Source organism: Paraburkholderia fungorum (assembly GCF_046027605.1).
Taxonomy (GTDB): Bacteria; Pseudomonadota; Gammaproteobacteria; order Burkholderiales; family Burkholderiaceae; genus Paraburkholderia; species Paraburkholderia fungorum_F.
The window spans coordinates 611,084-625,285 of record NZ_JAQQEF010000001.1 but is presented as its reverse complement, the minus strand read 5'-3'; the positions used below and the strand labels follow the sequence as shown (position 1 = coordinate 625,285).

Here is a 14,202-nt window from a genome sequence, read left to right as displayed (position 1 = left end):
CTGCTGCTTGCGATGCAGTCTCACAAGTTAAAAACGCTCTGTACAATATTTTTTAACCACGATCTTGATACGTTTGCGATATGGACATCCGGCTGTTGCGTTACTTCGCGGTACTTGCCGACGAACTGCATTTCGGCCGGGCAGCCGTACGGCTGCACATTTCGCAGCCCCCTCTCAGTCAGCAGATTCGCATCCTTGAAGAGGAGATGGGAACGGCTTTGTTCATGCGCTCGCAACACCGTGTCGAGCTCACGGATGCAGGGAAAACACTTAAGGAGCAAGTGCCGTTGATTTTCGCGCAGTTCGAACGCGCGATCGATCTGACGCGTTGCGCGGGGCGTGGCGAGGTGGGAAGTCTCGAGATTGGGATCATTAGCTCGGCGATGGTCGAGCCAATTCCGCGCGCACTCAGGGTATTCGCGGGGAAGCATCCGCAAGTGCAGTGGACACTGCATGAGATGACGCCGGCCGCGCAGATTCTTGCGCTCAAGGAGCGTCGGTTGGACGTGTGTTTCTTCCGGGTTTCGCATGAGGACCCGGAGATTCGTAGTGAAGTGGTGATGCGCGAATCGGCGGTGGTGGCGTTGCCGTTAGGGCATCGGCTTGCGGCGCGCGAGGAGATTATGTTGCGCGAGTTGGAGGCGGAGCGTTTTGTGTCGTTTGGTTTGCGGCAGTCGCAGCTTGCGCGCTTTCTGCAGGACTGTTGTGTCGAGGCAGGGTTTACACCGCAGATCGATCAGGAGGTGGTCGAGGTGCATACGCTGTTGTGCCTGGTGCGTGAAGGCTTGGGCGTGGCGTTGCTGCCTTCGTCGGCGCGGCAGCTGTCGACGGGCGGCGTCGCGTTCGTGCAGGTGGCTGCGCCGCGTCCGGAGGTATCGTTGTATGCGCGTTATCGTGCTGAGGAACCGTCGCCGGTGCTTTCGTTGTTTCTCGATACCTTGCGGGAGGTGGCTGCTAGCGTGGACTCGAAGGCCGGAGAACGCTAACGACTAACGCGTGCCGACTGTCTGCGCGACCAGTTCGCGAATCACTTCGATCAACGGCGCCACGCGCGCCGCTTTCTCCCGAGGCCACACCGCGTACAGGTTGTAATGCGTGGGGATTTCCACTTGCGTGAGTTCAACCAGACACCCCTCGCGCCGCCCATCCGCGGCGAGCAGGCCGCGCGCCAAACCCGCGCCTACGCCTGCGCTTGCTGCTGCGATCAACCCGGCGGCGTTATCGAACACGGCCACTGCATCCGGTTCGATGGCAGGTAGGCCAGCCGCGGTGAGCCACGGAATCCACGAGCGTTTCGTATAGCCAAGCAGCGGTAGATCGAGCACCTGTTCCGGCGTAAGGGGGAGGCTCAGCCCGCGCGCCTCAAGAAGCGTGGGCGAACCCACGGCAGTCAGTCGATCGCCGCAAATCAGCGCGTTCTCGAAGCCGTCCCATTCTCCATACCCATACCGCAGTGCAATATCCACGCGCTCGAACGCGCTGCGGTCGTGGCGCGGCGTGGACAGTACCGTCAACGACGTGCCAGTCAACGCGCCGAGCAACGCAGGCAAGCGCGCCGCCATCCAGCTCTGCGCGAGTTCAGGATCGACATCGAGCGTCATCGACTGCTTGACCGTGCGCTCTTTCACCGACGACAACGCCCGATCGATCTGCTCGAAGCCATCGGCCAACTGATTCGCAAACAGCACGCCGGCATCGGTCAGCACGACGCGGCCGCCTTCACGCACGAACAGCGGCTGGCCGACGAACTCTTCGAGCGTGCGGATCTGCTGGCTGATCGCGCTATGCGTGAGCGACAACTGCCGCGCCGCACTCGAAAAGCTGCCGACGCGCGCCGCCTGCAGAAAAGCCTGCATCGACTGGATCGAAGGGTAGCGCTTCAACATAGGTGTTAGCCGGACTTACGGGTGATGGAAGAAATCGTCGCTGGCGTTGTGCTTAACGGTTTTCAATAATGACCGCAAGCACGCGGACCCTTTGAATGACGCGCCGCGCTGCACAACACCAATCAGGAGACAGCGCATGATCGAGATCGTGGTCAACGACACGCGGCACTCGCTCGACAATGTACCGGAAGACATGCCCCTGTTGTGGGTGTTGCGCGACCGGCTCAAATTGACCGGCACGAAATTCGGCTGCGGCGGCGGATTTTGCGGCGCGTGTACCGTGCATCTGGAAGGCGAGGCGGTGCGCTCCTGTTTGCTGCCGATTGCCGCGGTGGCCGGAAAACACATCACGACGATCGAGGGTTTGTCGAAAGACGGCAAGCATCCGTTGCAACTCGCGTGGGTCGCTGAAGACGTGCCGCAGTGCGGCTACTGTCAATCGGGACAGTTGATGCAGGCGGCCTCGTTCTTGAAGGGCAAGCCGACCGTCAACGATGAAACGATTACCACCGCCATGTCGGGCAATATCTGCCGCTGCGGGACTTATTCGCGGATTCGGAAGGCGATCAAGCGCGCGGCGTCGGGCGATGCTTCCTTGGCCGCGGTGATGCCAGTTTGCGCTTCGGTCTGCACCTCTGCCGACGAGGAGGCTTGAATGCATAACGACAAGCAAGCACTGAAAGACGCACGCGGCTCCGCGCGTCGACGGTTCATCAAGCAGAGCTCGGCATTGTTGGCATCGGGTCTCGCGATCGGCTTTCAATTACCCGAAGCATTGGCGGGTAATAAGAACACTAGCGGCGATCCTGAACCGCAAGCCGGCGAGTTCGAACCGAACGCCTGGGTGCGCGTGCTCCCCGACGATACGATCAAGCTGGTCGTCCATAAACACGACTCCGGCACAGGCACGCGCACCGCGCTGGCTGCTGTTGTTGCCGAGGAGCTCGATGTCGATCCGTTTCGCGTCGATGTGATCACGCCGGAGAATCCGTTCTACGCCGACTATATTCATCCGCTGTGGAAGGTGTTTTCGACAGGCGGCAGCACGAGTGTGTCGCTCGAATATGAGCGCTTGCGGCGTGCAGGCGCGACCGCGCGTGCGATGTTGATGGCTGCTGCTGCGAAACAATGGAACGTGTCGCCGTCCGCGCTTACGACAGAAAATGGTTTCGTTATCGACAAGGCTAGCGGCAAGCGTGCGAATTACGGATCGCTGGCGAGTGTGGCGGCGCAATTGCCCGCACCGAAAGATGTCGCGTTGAAAGACTCGTCGCAGTTCAAATACATCGGTAAGTTACAGAAGAAGCGGGGTGCCGATCTAAAAGCGAGGGGCGCGTTTCCGTACAGCATCGACGTGTCGTTGCCTGGGATGCTGGTGGCTGTCGTCACGCGCGCGCCGGTGATCGATGCGCGCGTGCGTAGCGTCGATGCCAAAGCTGCGTTAGCGGTGCCGGGCGTGCGGCAGGTGTTGCAGATTCCTGGCCGTCCTGACATTCTCGGCGGCAATCAGGCGGGCGTCGCGGTGCTGGCAGATGATTATTGGTCGGCGCATCAAGGCCGGGCGGCGCTGAAGGTCGAGTGGGAAGACAGTCCGCTGGAAAACTTCGACAGCAGTACGCTCGCCGCACGTCAGGCCGCATGGCTCGACGATCCCACTGCGCGGGTTGTGCCGACGATTCATACTGGCGACGCGAAGACGGCGTGGCCACATGACGCGCGAGTGATCGAGGCGTCGTATTCGATGCCCTATAAGGCGGCAAATGCGCTTGAACCGATCAATGTCACCGCTTGGGCGAAAGACGGGCGCATTGAATATTGGGGTGGTTTGCAAGTGCCCTCCACGGTGCAGGAAGCGGCCGAGGTGATCGGCGGTATTCCTGCTGAGCGTGTGGTGCTCCATGAGCTTGTTTCGGGTGGCAGCTTTGGCTCGCGGGAAACGAAGTATTGGTTATTTGAGGTGACGTGGCTCGCGTTGAAAGCCGCTAAGCCGGTCAAGTTGATGAATAGCCGCGAAGATGAAATGCGTGCGCTTTTCTATCACTCGGCGAGTTATCACCGTGCCAAAGCTGCGCTCGATGCGCGTGGCAATCTCACTACGCTGCAGTTGCGCGCTGTGATGCCCGCTTCGCCGGAACAATGGGAGCCGGGGTATTTTGATCGTCCGGACCGGATGGACTACAGCACCACTGAAGCTATTAGCAAATACGAGTTTGCTTATGATGCGCCGCATGTCGATATTGGTTGGGTGCGGCATGAAACTGGGGTGCCGACGGGTTGGTATCGGGCGGTGAGTTATATCCCGAATGTGTTTGCGGTGGAGTCCTTTATGGATGAGGCTGCGCATGCTGCGCGGCGTGATCCGGTTGACTTTCGGCTTGCGCATATGAAGGACCCGCGGCATAAGGCTGTGTTGCGTGAGGCGGCGGCGCGGGCTGGGTGGGGGAAGGCGTTGCCCGCCGGTACGGCGTTGGGCGTGGCGACGAATCAGGCGTATAGCAGCTATGTCGCGGTGGTGGCGCGGGTTGTGCGGAAGGGCGATGCGGTTGTGGTTGAGAAGCTGACGTGTGTGGCGGATTGTGGGTTGGCTGTTTCGCCGGGTGGGGTTGAGGAACAACTGTATGGCGGGCTGATGTGGGGGTTAGGGCATGCGACGGCGGATCGTATCGATATTCGGCATGGGCAGGTTGAGCAGACGAACTTTGATACGTATCGGGTGATGCGGATGAGTGATATGCCGGAGGTTGATATTTGGATTGTGCAAGGCGATCCGAATAAACCGGGCGGGGTGGGGGAGTTGTCGAGTCCCTCGGTGGCGCCGGCGGTGGGGAATGCGGTGTTCAGGCTGACGGGGCGGAGGGTGAGGGAGACGCCGTTTGAGTTGGAGAAGGTGGGGGCGCGGGGGAAGGTTGACGAGAAAGCTGCACGCACGGTGCACCCATTTGCGCAAAGGTGATTTCGATGTCCGGCACTTCTGAGGCCGGCGGCCCGCACCTATAGTCGGCTCAGCTTTCGGACGCTAACCCCGACTTCCGGGGTCCACACGAAAGCTTCCCAAAGTTAAGGAGCTGACTATGTTGACCAGGACGTCCCCGACGCCTCTCGCCGAATCCGCCGACGCCACCCTCGACGCGCAATACTTCGAATATACGTCGTCAGCCAATCCGATCGGCGCGAAGCTCATCTCGCGCGTGCCGTTCCGCAATTTCTCGCCTTCGCTCTACGCAACCGGCGCAACCCGCGTCGTACCCCTTGACCTCTCCGCGGAGTTGGGTTGCCCGAGTCCCGCGACCGGTCCCGGCCTGTGCGCCAATTTTCTGCGCATCAACGCGGGGGATGCGTTGACGCTCGCCCCGAACGCAACCTCGCAGCTTTGCTACGTCATCAGCGGGACCGGCAACCTGACGCAGGGCGAGACCGGCTTCCCGTTTGCGCAGGGCGATTTCTTCACGATGCCAGGCGGCGCTGCCGCCGTGCTATCCGCCGACGCGACGGCCACGCTCTACTACGTCAACGACGCGCCGCTGCTCACCTATCTCGGCACGACCGGCGTCGAGGCGCGCTTTGCACCGACGCTCTATCCGGCCGCCCGGGCGCAGGCGGAACTGCGCAAGGTCGCGGAAGAAGCCAATGCGGGTCGCCGCAACCGCATCAGCGTGCTGATGGGCAATGCCAACTTCCCCCAAACGCGAACGGTCACGCATGTCTTGTGGGCCATGTTCGGCATTGTGCCGCCCAACTCAATCCAGAAGCCGCACCGCCACCAGTCGATCGCACTCGACTTCATCGCCGGGGGCCAGCCGGGTGTCTATACGCTGGTCGGTACCGAGCTGGACGACAACGGCGATATCGCGAACCCGACGCGTGTCGATTGGGAAGCCGGGATGGCGTTCGTTACACCGCCGGGATACTGGCACGCGCACTTCAATGAAACGAACGAGAACGCTTATGTGATTCCTATCCAGGATGCCGGTTTGCAGACCTGGCTGCGCACGCTCGATATCCGCTTCGCCCGTTAAGGCTGTAGCGTCAGCGCGAGTCCGTCGTCCCAGTACGGCGGCTCGCCAAATACCCCGGCGTAGAAATCCACGAATGCGCGCACCTTCGACGAGACGATTTTCTTTGGCGGGTAGACCGCCCAGACCGCTGGTTCGGCTCGCCCCGTGCGTGCCTCCCATTCAGGCAGCACGTGCTGCAGTCGGCCTTCGCGCAGGGCCGTGGCCGCGAGCCATGTCGGCAGAAGAGCAAGCCCGCAGCCGGCCACGGCGAGTTCCAGCACCGCTTCAGAGTCGTCTGCGCGCAAGCGCCCTTGCAATTCCACCACCACCGGGTCCGACGTCGCGTGACTATCCGCGGCGTGAGTGAAAGACCATTTGTCGTCGGGCAGCAGGGACAAACGAAGCGCATCGTGCGCGGCCAGATCTTCAGGGACACGAGGCATCCCGCTTCGCTCGAAATACGCCGGGCTGCCGCAGACGATACGACGATGCGGCGCAATGCGTCTGGCCATCAATGACGAATCGGGCAGCACGCCGATGCGGATCGCCACATCGATCCCAGCTTCGATCATATTGAGCGTTTCGTCGGTCGACACGATGTCGAGGCCGATGGCAGGGTAGCGCGTCATGAACGCCGGCAGATGCGGCACGATATGCTGGCGCCCGAATGCCGACGGCATCGTGACGCGTAGCACGCCTTGTGGCGTGAGATTCAGGGAGGACGTGACCTGGCGCGCATCGTCGAGCGCCTGCAGGGCAACCATGGCGTGTTCACGAAATAGCCTGCCGCCCTCTGTCAGGACGAGCCCCCGCGTTGACCGGTTGAACAGGGCAATGCCCAGATCCTTTTCCAACTCGCTCACGTAGCGCGAGACGGTCGAGGTCTTGACCGCCAATTCGCGGGCCGTCTTGCTGAAGCTCTGCAGTTCAGCCGCGCAAACGAAGGCCCTTACCGCCGCAAAATAATCCATGGTATGTCCGACGCGAATTGCGCGTCCTGCAAGAAAACCTCTTTCCGAATCGTGGCTAGGGCCACCGGTGCGGATGACTTAACCCGCGAAGGTACATGCCCATGATACGGTTAGTGGGTTTGATCCGGCTGTTGCTCGATCACGCCAAACCACCCCATACCGCGATACGTTTCATAGCCGGGCGTTAGCGCATATCCTACAAGCGATCCGTTTGCCGTGCGGTAAGTTCCGATATCAGCAGGGTTCGGTGGCAGGTCGAAGTGCATCTCGTCGCGGCCCGCTGTGGCGGAGGAGGCGATCACCCGACCCGTTGCGTCAACGATCATGCAGCGCGTGCGCTCCCGTTCGCCACGGGTCAACCGGACGCCATTGACGACGGTCGACGCCTGCTTGGCCCAATCGAAGAACACGGCCAGCACGCCGACGACCTTTCCGTCGCTCGCACCGTTCCGACGGATCGCCGTCGCGTAGGTGGCAACCTGCGCGCCTTTCAATTCCGCGGCCGTGTCAACGTTAGCGGTTGCGTACTCATCGCCGGAGCGCGTCGCGAGCGCCGCGGCGAACCAGTCATGCTGGGCTGCGTTCACTGTGCCGACGACGGGAAACAGCGCAGGTCTTCCATTCGCAACGACGCGACCCTCGGTATCCAGCACCCAGATGTCGAGGTAAACCGTGTAGCTATCCAGGATGACCGACAGCCGCTTTGCCGCATGCGCGGCAGCCGGCGCCGAGCCATCCGTCATGCAATCGACAACCGCTGCATCGGTTGCCCACCAGCGCACATCGCATGATCGTTCGTAAAGGTTGCGGTCAACCACGTCGATCATGTTCAACGCAAGGTCGGTCAGGCGCTGGCCCTGTTGTCGCTCGAGCTCCATCACCATACGTTCGCTGATGCTGGCCAATTCCTTACCGAGCTCGCCGGTGAGTTGCCCGATCCGGCCGGACACATTCTTGACCTGGTTTGCGACGACCGCAAAGCCGCGGCCTGCTTCTCCAGCACGCGCAGCTTCGATCAACGCGTTGATCGCCAGATAGGTTGCCTCGCGATTGATCAGGTCGATATCGGCGATCTTATCCCGGGATATCTTGCGTACTTCGCGGGTCAACCCGGCGATGATCGCGCCTTCGGACGACTGAGGAGGTTTTGCCTGCTCTATGGACATCTCGTATATCCCAGTGGCGTGCGGGGTGGGGAGCCGGTGGCTCCTCGCCTGTTCGGAGAATTACTCGGGATTAACGGCACTCTGAAGCGGAGACTTAAGGAAAAACGACCGATATATCAATGCTTTAATGCGCCATTTTTGTGCGCACCGACGCTGTGCATTTTTTGTCGTTCAGGGTGCGTGGCGACTTGCGCGCGTCGCCAAGCATTTCTTGCGCCGAGATTATCAGCCGCGCAGCGACAAATAGCCGCAGAGGCCACCATCCGCTCAAGTGGGGCGAACTCGAGCCGATATCCCTGTGATGACTGGGCGATGTATCTTGAATGCAATCTGCATGCTCGTGACATGACAAACGTAAGGAATCCATAGAAATGAAATTGTCTTTCGTCCAGAAGCTTTGGCTGCCACTGATTCTGAGCCTGGTGTGTCTCGCTGGAATATCGATCTACAACGCCTACCAGACTCGAGAAATGCGTCTGGACGAGCGCAGGACGGATCTCAAACACACAGCGGAGATTCCAGACCAATATCCTCGCGCTGAATGCGGCTGTCGAAGCGGCGCGGGCGGGTGAGCAGGGGCGGGGTTTTGCGGTGGTGGCCTCGGAAGTCCGTTCGCTGGCGCAACGCTCGTCGGCGTCGTCCAAGGAAATCAAGGAGCTGATCCACGATTCCGCGGTGCGCGTGCAGGCAGGCGCCGGCCATGTCCGGGAAGCGGGTGCGAAGATGCGCGAGATCACTCACGAGATCAGGCGCGTGGCGGACATCATTGGCGAAATAACCGCCGCCTCACAGGAACAGAGCAAGGGTATCGGCCAGGTCAACCAGGCCGTCACGCAGATGGACGAAGTCACGCAACAGAACGCGGCGCTGGTCGAACAGGCGGCGGCCGCCGCCAGCTCGCTCGAGTCGCAGGCGAGCGATCTGAAAGCGTCCGTTTCGATGTTCAGGCTGAACGTTGTTCGCGAGGCCGGGATCACACGTCCTGCCGCGCAGGCACCCAAGGTGGCTCCAGTGCGCGCGAGAGCGCCGGCCACGTCAGTGCTGAAGCGGCCCGCATCGCAACCCGTTCGGGTGACGCAACCCGCCCGGGCTGAGGAATGGGACAGCTTTTAACGGGTACTGAGCCATTGCCCGCGCGCTACACCGGGCGCGAGCATTCAGGCCATGCTTACCCGAGACGACAGGCTTGCCCAGTACGTTCGCAATGCGTTCTTCGTCAAGAACGATCGCATCTACTGCTCGACCGTATTTGGGAACGAGGACCTCCCGTTGCAGGCGTACCTGATGTCTCCGGGCGCCCCAACCCGGATCGTGATGCATGGCGGTACGCCACATCGTCCACACTGGCGGGCGATGGTGATATACGAGCGCCTGTCGAAACAGAGTGGTATCGGCCTCGTCGTTCCAGGCGCTTACGTCCAGGACATCCTTGCGAGCGTACAGGCGGCTGGCGCGCTATCAGCGGCTGCCATCGGCTCCGACGGCAGCGCGCTCACCAGCGATGGGCGTTTTGTGACCTCTATCCCGCCTGAGGGTGGCTGGGCGAGTTACACCGCTCCCCACGCGATTTTCTCCGTATTGGTAAAAGGAAGCGCCGCATGGCGGCTGCAAGCCCTGATTGATGGCGAAGGCCTGGCTTTGCTGATCGAACTCGTGCTGGGCCTGGCGACTGCCGCCGGCTATCTCGCTCGCAACGGCCCGAGGCAGCGTCTGATCCGTCAGGTCCGTCGAGGTCTCGCACGCGGAGAATTCGCTGTCTTCTATCAGCCTATCGTCGACATGGCGACCGGACAATGGGTGGGCGCCGAGGCATTGGTGCGCTGGCAGCACCCCCGCTGGGGCCTGGTGATGCCGGGCCACTTCATCGGCGAGGTGGAGCGCAGCCCGTTGATCGCGGACTTGACGCAATTCGTCCTCCGGCGGGCGCTCAGCGAACTGGGTGCGATGGATTTGCCAGACGGGTTCAGCCTCACCGTCAATCTCGCGGCGTTCCATGCAGGCCTGCGCGGCTTTCCCAATGACCTGAGCGATATCCTCGCTGCCAGCCAGACCAGACTGCAGGTGGTTCTCGAAATCACCGAACGAGGCTTGCTCGCGGGCGTCGACGGCGTGACGCTGGCGCAAGGCTTTCTGTTCGCGAGGCCGGCTCCGGCCACGGAATTCGCACAAGGCTATACAGCGGCGTCGCATGGTGAGTGCAATCGGCCCGGAAGGGACAGCCGTCATGTCTCGCCGGATGGCGGGTCGTCACCCCATAGCGGCCGTTTGCATGCCAACATAACGCCGCAAAAATGACCTCAGCCCTGCGGGACTTTCATTTTGCGAGCCGTACGTTTTCGATTGGTATCCGAAGTATCCGTTGCTCTCGGAGCGCAACTTGCGCGCGGCTCGAACCATGTTGGAAGAAAGACGGGCTCGTTCACGCCCGGCGTTCCTGGTTGCGCGAGCAACAATTCCGCCGCGCGCTTGCCGAGCAGCGCCGAATCGCGCATGACGGTCGCGATAGGCGGCTGGTGGAAGCGGCCAAGCGGAACATCGTCGCAGCACACAAGAGACAGGTCTTTCCCAAGTTCCAAACCGCGACGATGCACCACGCGCAGCGCACCCTCGAGCAACTGATTGCCCCCAAGAATCACCGCGCTAGGCGGGACGGCGCCAGAAAGCATCTCCTCCAACGCCTGTTCCCCATGCTCTGGCGACAGGGTTCCGCGGTGAACCAGCAGATCACGCGCAATACCCAACCCGTCATAGGCGTCTTCTACGGCACGGACCCGTTCCCTTGTTGGCCGCACGTCGCGCCCCACAACAAGTCCTATCCGCCGATGTCCCGCCGCCAATAAATATCGGCCGGCATCGCCGACGCCACGGTAATGGTCCGACAGCACGTAATGCGCGGGAATGTCCGCGGGCAAGGTGCGATCGATCAGCACGATCGGCGTCTGGGTATGACGCAGCGCGGCGAGTGTGCCGGGATCGTCTTCGAGGGCAGGCAGGACGATCAGTCCATCGACCTGACGCTGCAACAGCAGTTCGATGCGCTCCGCGTCCACGCTCGGAATGCCGCCTGAATTGGTCAGAAGAACCGAAAAACCCGCCAGACTCAGCACGCTTTCCGCCCCGCTCACGATTGAGGCAATCAGTGGATTGGTAATGTCCGATCCGACGAAGCCGATAGAGCGTGTAGTACGGCGGCGCAGGCCTTGCGCGAGCGCGTTGGGTGCATAACCGAGCTGCCGCGCAGCATCGAGCACGCGCTTCGTCAACTGCGGGCTCGATCCGGGCTGTCCAGATAGCACGCGTGAAACGGATGCAATGCCGACGCCGGCAAGCTCTGCCACCGCCTTGATACCCGATCGTCCGCGCGTAGTGCCCGTCGTGTCCTTGCTCATCGTTTCCTCTTGGATCTTGACAGCTCAGTTTACATCATCTATCTTTGGGAAACGTTTCCGGAAACGTTTCCCAATTTGGGTAGCAGGGAAGAGACAGCGCGCTATCGGTGTTGATGGCTGCGAGAGAAGACGGGTTCGCGGTCCTTGTCAAAGGGGTGGATCATTGATGCGCAAGCGCGTGCGGCCCGTCCAATAAATAGAACAGAGGTGACCTTTGCAAAGTGCAGTCCATCAGACGTCCGAAGTCAGGCGCGCCATCCGAAACGCAATCTTGAGCGCGATAGTCGGCACCGCCATGGAGTGGTACGACTATTACCTCTACGCGACCGCCGCAGCGACGCTGTTCAATAAACTTTTCTTTCCGTCCTACGATCACCTCACAGGCACGTTGCTGGCCTATGCGAGCTTTGCGATCGGCTTCTTCGTCCGGCCCGCCGGCAGCCTGCTGTTCGGGCGGATGGGGGATCGCCTTGGTCGCAAGAAGGTGCTGATCATGACGCTGCTGCTGATGGGCGGCTCGACCACGCTAATGGGATTGTTGCCCACCTACGCCGTGATCGGCGCCTGGGCGCCGCTGTTGCTCTGTGTGCTGCGGGCGCTGCAGGGGCTGGGCTCTGGCGCCGAATATGCGGGCGCCGTGCTGATGGTGATCGAAAATGCGCCGCCCAAGCGGCGCGGGCTGTATGGCTCGATGCCGTATATCGGCGTCGCGCTCGGGTTGCTCATGTCGCTTGCGACGTTTCACCTTTCCTCGAGTCTTGCCAAGGGCGCATTCGAAGAGTGGGGCTGGCGTATTCCGTTCCTGTTGAGCGCCGTGGTGGTGGCCCTGGGTCTCATACTGCGCAGCTCGCTCAAAGAGACGCCCGTGTTCCTGCAGATGCAGAAGAAGAATGCGACCGTCAAAGCGCCCGTCACGGAAGTCTTCAAAACGTCGATGAGGCCCATGCTGTGCGCCTGGGGCGCGCGTCTGGGCGACAACTCGCTCGCCTACATTTACGAGTCGTTCGTGATTGTCTACTTCACGCAGCAACTGCACATGGCGCGCGACGTGATCGTGACAGCGCTCATGGTCAGTACGGCACTGCAGTTCGTCACCGTACCGTTGTTCGGCTGGGTGTCGGACAAGGTCGGCCGCAAACCTGTTTACATGGGCGGCGCACTGATCTCGGGTCTATCCATTTTTCCGTTCTTCAGCATGCTCCAAACCGGCGAGCTGGTCTGGATCTATGCGGGATTGTTCCTCGTCTCTTCCATCGCGAAGACGATGATGACCTCGGCGCAAAGTCCGTGGCTCGCCGAAATGTTCCCCTCGCGAGTGCGTTACACCGGCTTTTCGCTCGCACGCGAAGTGACCTCGCCTATCTCGGGCGGCATCGCGCCGATGATCGCAGTCGCATTGCTCGCGGCCGGGCATGGGTCGCCTCGGTATGTAGCCTGGTATGTAGTCGGACTCGGCGTGATCACTGCGTTCTCGGTCTTCATGGGACCCGAGACACGCGGCCGGCCTCTCGATGACGATCCTGCCAGCGTTAAAGATGCATCGACTCGCGCAGAAAGCATTCAGGCCACGCATTAGAACCATTTGTTTTATCAGTCAGGAGTATCAATGAAAATCACCAAGGTGGAACCGCTGCACGTCGGCCAGTTCATGTTTGTCCGGGTGGACACAGATGAAGGCATCACAGGATACGGTGAGGCCGGCGCCTGGGGACATATTGAAGCATCCGGCGCGGCAATCCGACGTTTCGGCGAATACCTTGTCGGTAAGAACGCGTTTGAGATCGAGCATCACTGGAACGTGATGCATCGCTTCAGCTACTTCCAGGGGCTCGCGATCAACGCGGCCATTTCGGCCATTGACATCGCCTTGTGGGACATCAAGGGCCGCGCGTTGAACACGCCGATCTACGAGTTGCTGGGTGGGCCGGTCCGCACAAAAGCGCGCATCTATGGGCATATTTACGAGAACAACATCGAAAAGATGCTCGTGGAATGCAAGGCGAAAATGGAAGCGGGTTTCACTGCATTCGGTCACCTGAACCCGTTCCTCGACGAAGGCAACGATCAGGTCTATTTCAAAACGCATATCAAGAAGATGCGCGATGCCATCGACAACGTGCATCGCATGCGCGAAGTCGTAGGCGATCGTGTGGATCTTCTGATCGAGTTGCATCGGCGGTTGACGCCGGCCGAGGCAATCGTGTTTGCACGCGGCATTGAAGATACGCATCCGATGTTTATCGAAGATCCGATTCGCCCCGAAGGTCCGGACGCAATGGCGCGCGTGGCCGAGAAGATCCATATCCCGATCGCTACGGGTGAGCGCTTCTCGACCATTTACGAATTTCAGGCATTGATGGCTCGCGGTGGCATGGAATACGCGCGCGTGGACCTGTGTCTGTGCGGCGGCATCACCGGCGCACGCAAGGTGGCCGCGATGGCTGAGGCACATCATGTCCAGGTGGTGCCGCACAATCCGTTGTCGCCAATTGGCCTCGCCGCCTGCCTTCAACTGGATGCAGCCATTCCGAACTTTGCAATTCAGGAATACGCGACCGGGTTCGAAGCGGGGATCTTCGAATCGCGCCCAGAGCATTTGGGAACGAACATTGTCGACAAGGTGCCGTTGCCCAAGGATGGTTTCGTCGATATTCCGACGGGACCGGGTCTCGGCATGGCGCTGTTGCCCGACGCTCAGCGTATTCGGCCACCGTTGTCCAAGCCTATCTCCATGCGGCCGCATTTCGACGGGTTCGTTGTCGATCAATAAGGCGAGATTTAATCCGACGGGGCGC

General features: G+C 60.9%; 11 protein-coding genes and 1 pseudogene. 8 read left to right on the top strand and 4 right to left on the bottom strand.

The window, feature by feature from the left end:
- Positions 1-80: 80 nt before the first annotated feature.
- A complete protein-coding gene (locus PQR53_RS02650) occupies positions 81-986 on the top strand; it encodes a LysR substrate-binding domain-containing protein (protein WP_408451007.1) in 906 nt (301 codons plus the stop codon).
- A gap of 3 nt (positions 987-989) precedes the next feature.
- Here PQR53_RS02650 and PQR53_RS02645 read toward each other — a convergent pair whose 3' ends face one another.
- Positions 990-1,886 carry a LysR family transcriptional regulator gene (locus PQR53_RS02645; RefSeq protein ID WP_408451006.1) on the bottom strand — a complete coding sequence of 299 codons (897 nt, stop codon included), beginning with the start codon at positions 1,884-1,886 and terminating at the stop codon, positions 990-992.
- A 136-nt stretch (positions 1,887-2,022) separates the two neighbouring features.
- Here PQR53_RS02645 and PQR53_RS02640 point away from each other — a divergent pair, with 136 nt between their 5' ends.
- The 3 genes from PQR53_RS02640 (at position 2,023) to PQR53_RS02630 (ending at position 5,902) form a co-directional block, all read left to right on the top strand.
- Positions 2,023-2,541, top strand: a complete 519-nt coding sequence (locus PQR53_RS02640) for a (2Fe-2S)-binding protein (protein WP_408451005.1) — start codon at positions 2,023-2,025, stop codon at positions 2,539-2,541.
- Positions 2,542-4,839, top strand: a complete 2,298-nt coding sequence (locus PQR53_RS02635; RefSeq protein WP_408451004.1) for a xanthine dehydrogenase family protein molybdopterin-binding subunit — start codon at positions 2,542-2,544, stop codon at positions 4,837-4,839.
- Positions 4,840-4,957: 118 nt separating this feature from the next.
- Positions 4,958-5,902, top strand: coding sequence for a cupin domain-containing protein (locus PQR53_RS02630; RefSeq protein ID WP_408451003.1), 945 nt, complete (start codon positions 4,958-4,960; stop codon positions 5,900-5,902).
- Here the strand turns inward: PQR53_RS02630 and PQR53_RS02625 are convergent.
- Together PQR53_RS02625 and PQR53_RS02620 are read right to left on the bottom strand one after the other, a co-directional pair.
- Positions 5,899-6,852, bottom strand: coding sequence for a LysR family transcriptional regulator (locus tag PQR53_RS02625; protein ID WP_408451002.1), 954 nt, complete (start codon positions 6,850-6,852; stop codon positions 5,899-5,901). The two genes, PQR53_RS02630 and PQR53_RS02625, sit on opposite strands and share 4 nt — an antisense overlap.
- Positions 6,853-6,962: 110 nt before the next feature.
- Positions 6,963-8,018, bottom strand: a complete 1,056-nt coding sequence (locus PQR53_RS02620; RefSeq protein ID WP_408451001.1) for a cache domain-containing protein — start codon at positions 8,016-8,018, stop codon at positions 6,963-6,965.
- Positions 8,019-8,534: 516 nt separating this feature from the next.
- Here PQR53_RS02620 and PQR53_RS02615 point away from each other — a divergent pair.
- A pseudogene (locus tag PQR53_RS02615) lies at positions 8,535-9,131 on the top strand (methyl-accepting chemotaxis protein); the annotation flags it as partial.
- A 51-nt stretch (positions 9,132-9,182) separates the two neighbouring features.
- Positions 9,183-10,313: an EAL domain-containing protein gene (locus tag PQR53_RS02610; protein ID WP_408451000.1), complete on the top strand. Its 1,131-nt coding sequence runs from the start codon at positions 9,183-9,185 to the stop codon at positions 10,311-10,313.
- Positions 10,314-10,315: 2 nt separating this feature from the next.
- Here PQR53_RS02610 and PQR53_RS02605 read toward each other — a convergent pair whose 3' ends face one another.
- Entirely contained in the window at positions 10,316-11,407 is a 1,092-nt protein-coding gene (locus tag PQR53_RS02605; RefSeq protein WP_408450999.1) for a LacI family DNA-binding transcriptional regulator, read from the bottom strand.
- A gap of 271 nt (positions 11,408-11,678) precedes the next feature.
- On the opposite strand from PQR53_RS02605, the gene PQR53_RS02600 reads away from it, so the two are divergent.
- Both PQR53_RS02600 and PQR53_RS02595 read left to right on the top strand, forming a co-directional pair.
- Complete coding sequence (locus tag PQR53_RS02600; protein WP_408450998.1) at positions 11,679-12,983, top strand: MFS transporter; 1,305 nt, start codon at positions 11,679-11,681, stop codon at positions 12,981-12,983.
- A 30-nt stretch (positions 12,984-13,013) separates the two neighbouring features.
- Entirely contained in the window at positions 13,014-14,177 is a 1,164-nt protein-coding gene (locus tag PQR53_RS02595) for a mandelate racemase/muconate lactonizing enzyme family protein (RefSeq protein ID WP_408450997.1), read from the top strand.
- Positions 14,178-14,202: the final 25 nt, after the last annotated feature.

What these genes read in the sequence shown, in the direction of transcription:
- PQR53_RS02635 (WP_408451004.1), top strand. Translation starts at nt 2,542, where the DNA reads ATGCATAACGACAAGCAAGCACTGAAAGACGCACGCGGCTCCGCGCGT.
- PQR53_RS02605 (WP_408450999.1), bottom strand. Translation starts at nt 11,407, where the DNA reads ATGAGCAAGGACACGACGGGCACTACGCGCGGACGATCGGGTATCAAG.
- PQR53_RS02610 (WP_408451000.1), top strand. Translation starts at nt 9,183, where the DNA reads ATGCTTACCCGAGACGACAGGCTTGCCCAGTACGTTCGCAATGCGTTC.
- PQR53_RS02650 (WP_408451007.1), top strand. Translation starts at nt 81, where the DNA reads ATGGACATCCGGCTGTTGCGTTACTTCGCGGTACTTGCCGACGAACTG.
- PQR53_RS02640 (WP_408451005.1), top strand. Translation starts at nt 2,023, where the DNA reads ATGATCGAGATCGTGGTCAACGACACGCGGCACTCGCTCGACAATGTA.
- PQR53_RS02645 (WP_408451006.1), bottom strand. Translation starts at nt 1,886, where the DNA reads ATGTTGAAGCGCTACCCTTCGATCCAGTCGATGCAGGCTTTTCTGCAG.
- PQR53_RS02630 (WP_408451003.1), top strand. Translation starts at nt 4,958, where the DNA reads ATGTTGACCAGGACGTCCCCGACGCCTCTCGCCGAATCCGCCGACGCC.
- PQR53_RS02625 (WP_408451002.1), bottom strand. Translation starts at nt 6,852, where the DNA reads ATGGATTATTTTGCGGCGGTAAGGGCCTTCGTTTGCGCGGCTGAACTG.
- PQR53_RS02595 (WP_408450997.1), top strand. Translation starts at nt 13,014, where the DNA reads ATGAAAATCACCAAGGTGGAACCGCTGCACGTCGGCCAGTTCATGTTT.
- PQR53_RS02620 (WP_408451001.1), bottom strand. Translation starts at nt 8,018, where the DNA reads ATGTCCATAGAGCAGGCAAAACCTCCTCAGTCGTCCGAAGGCGCGATC.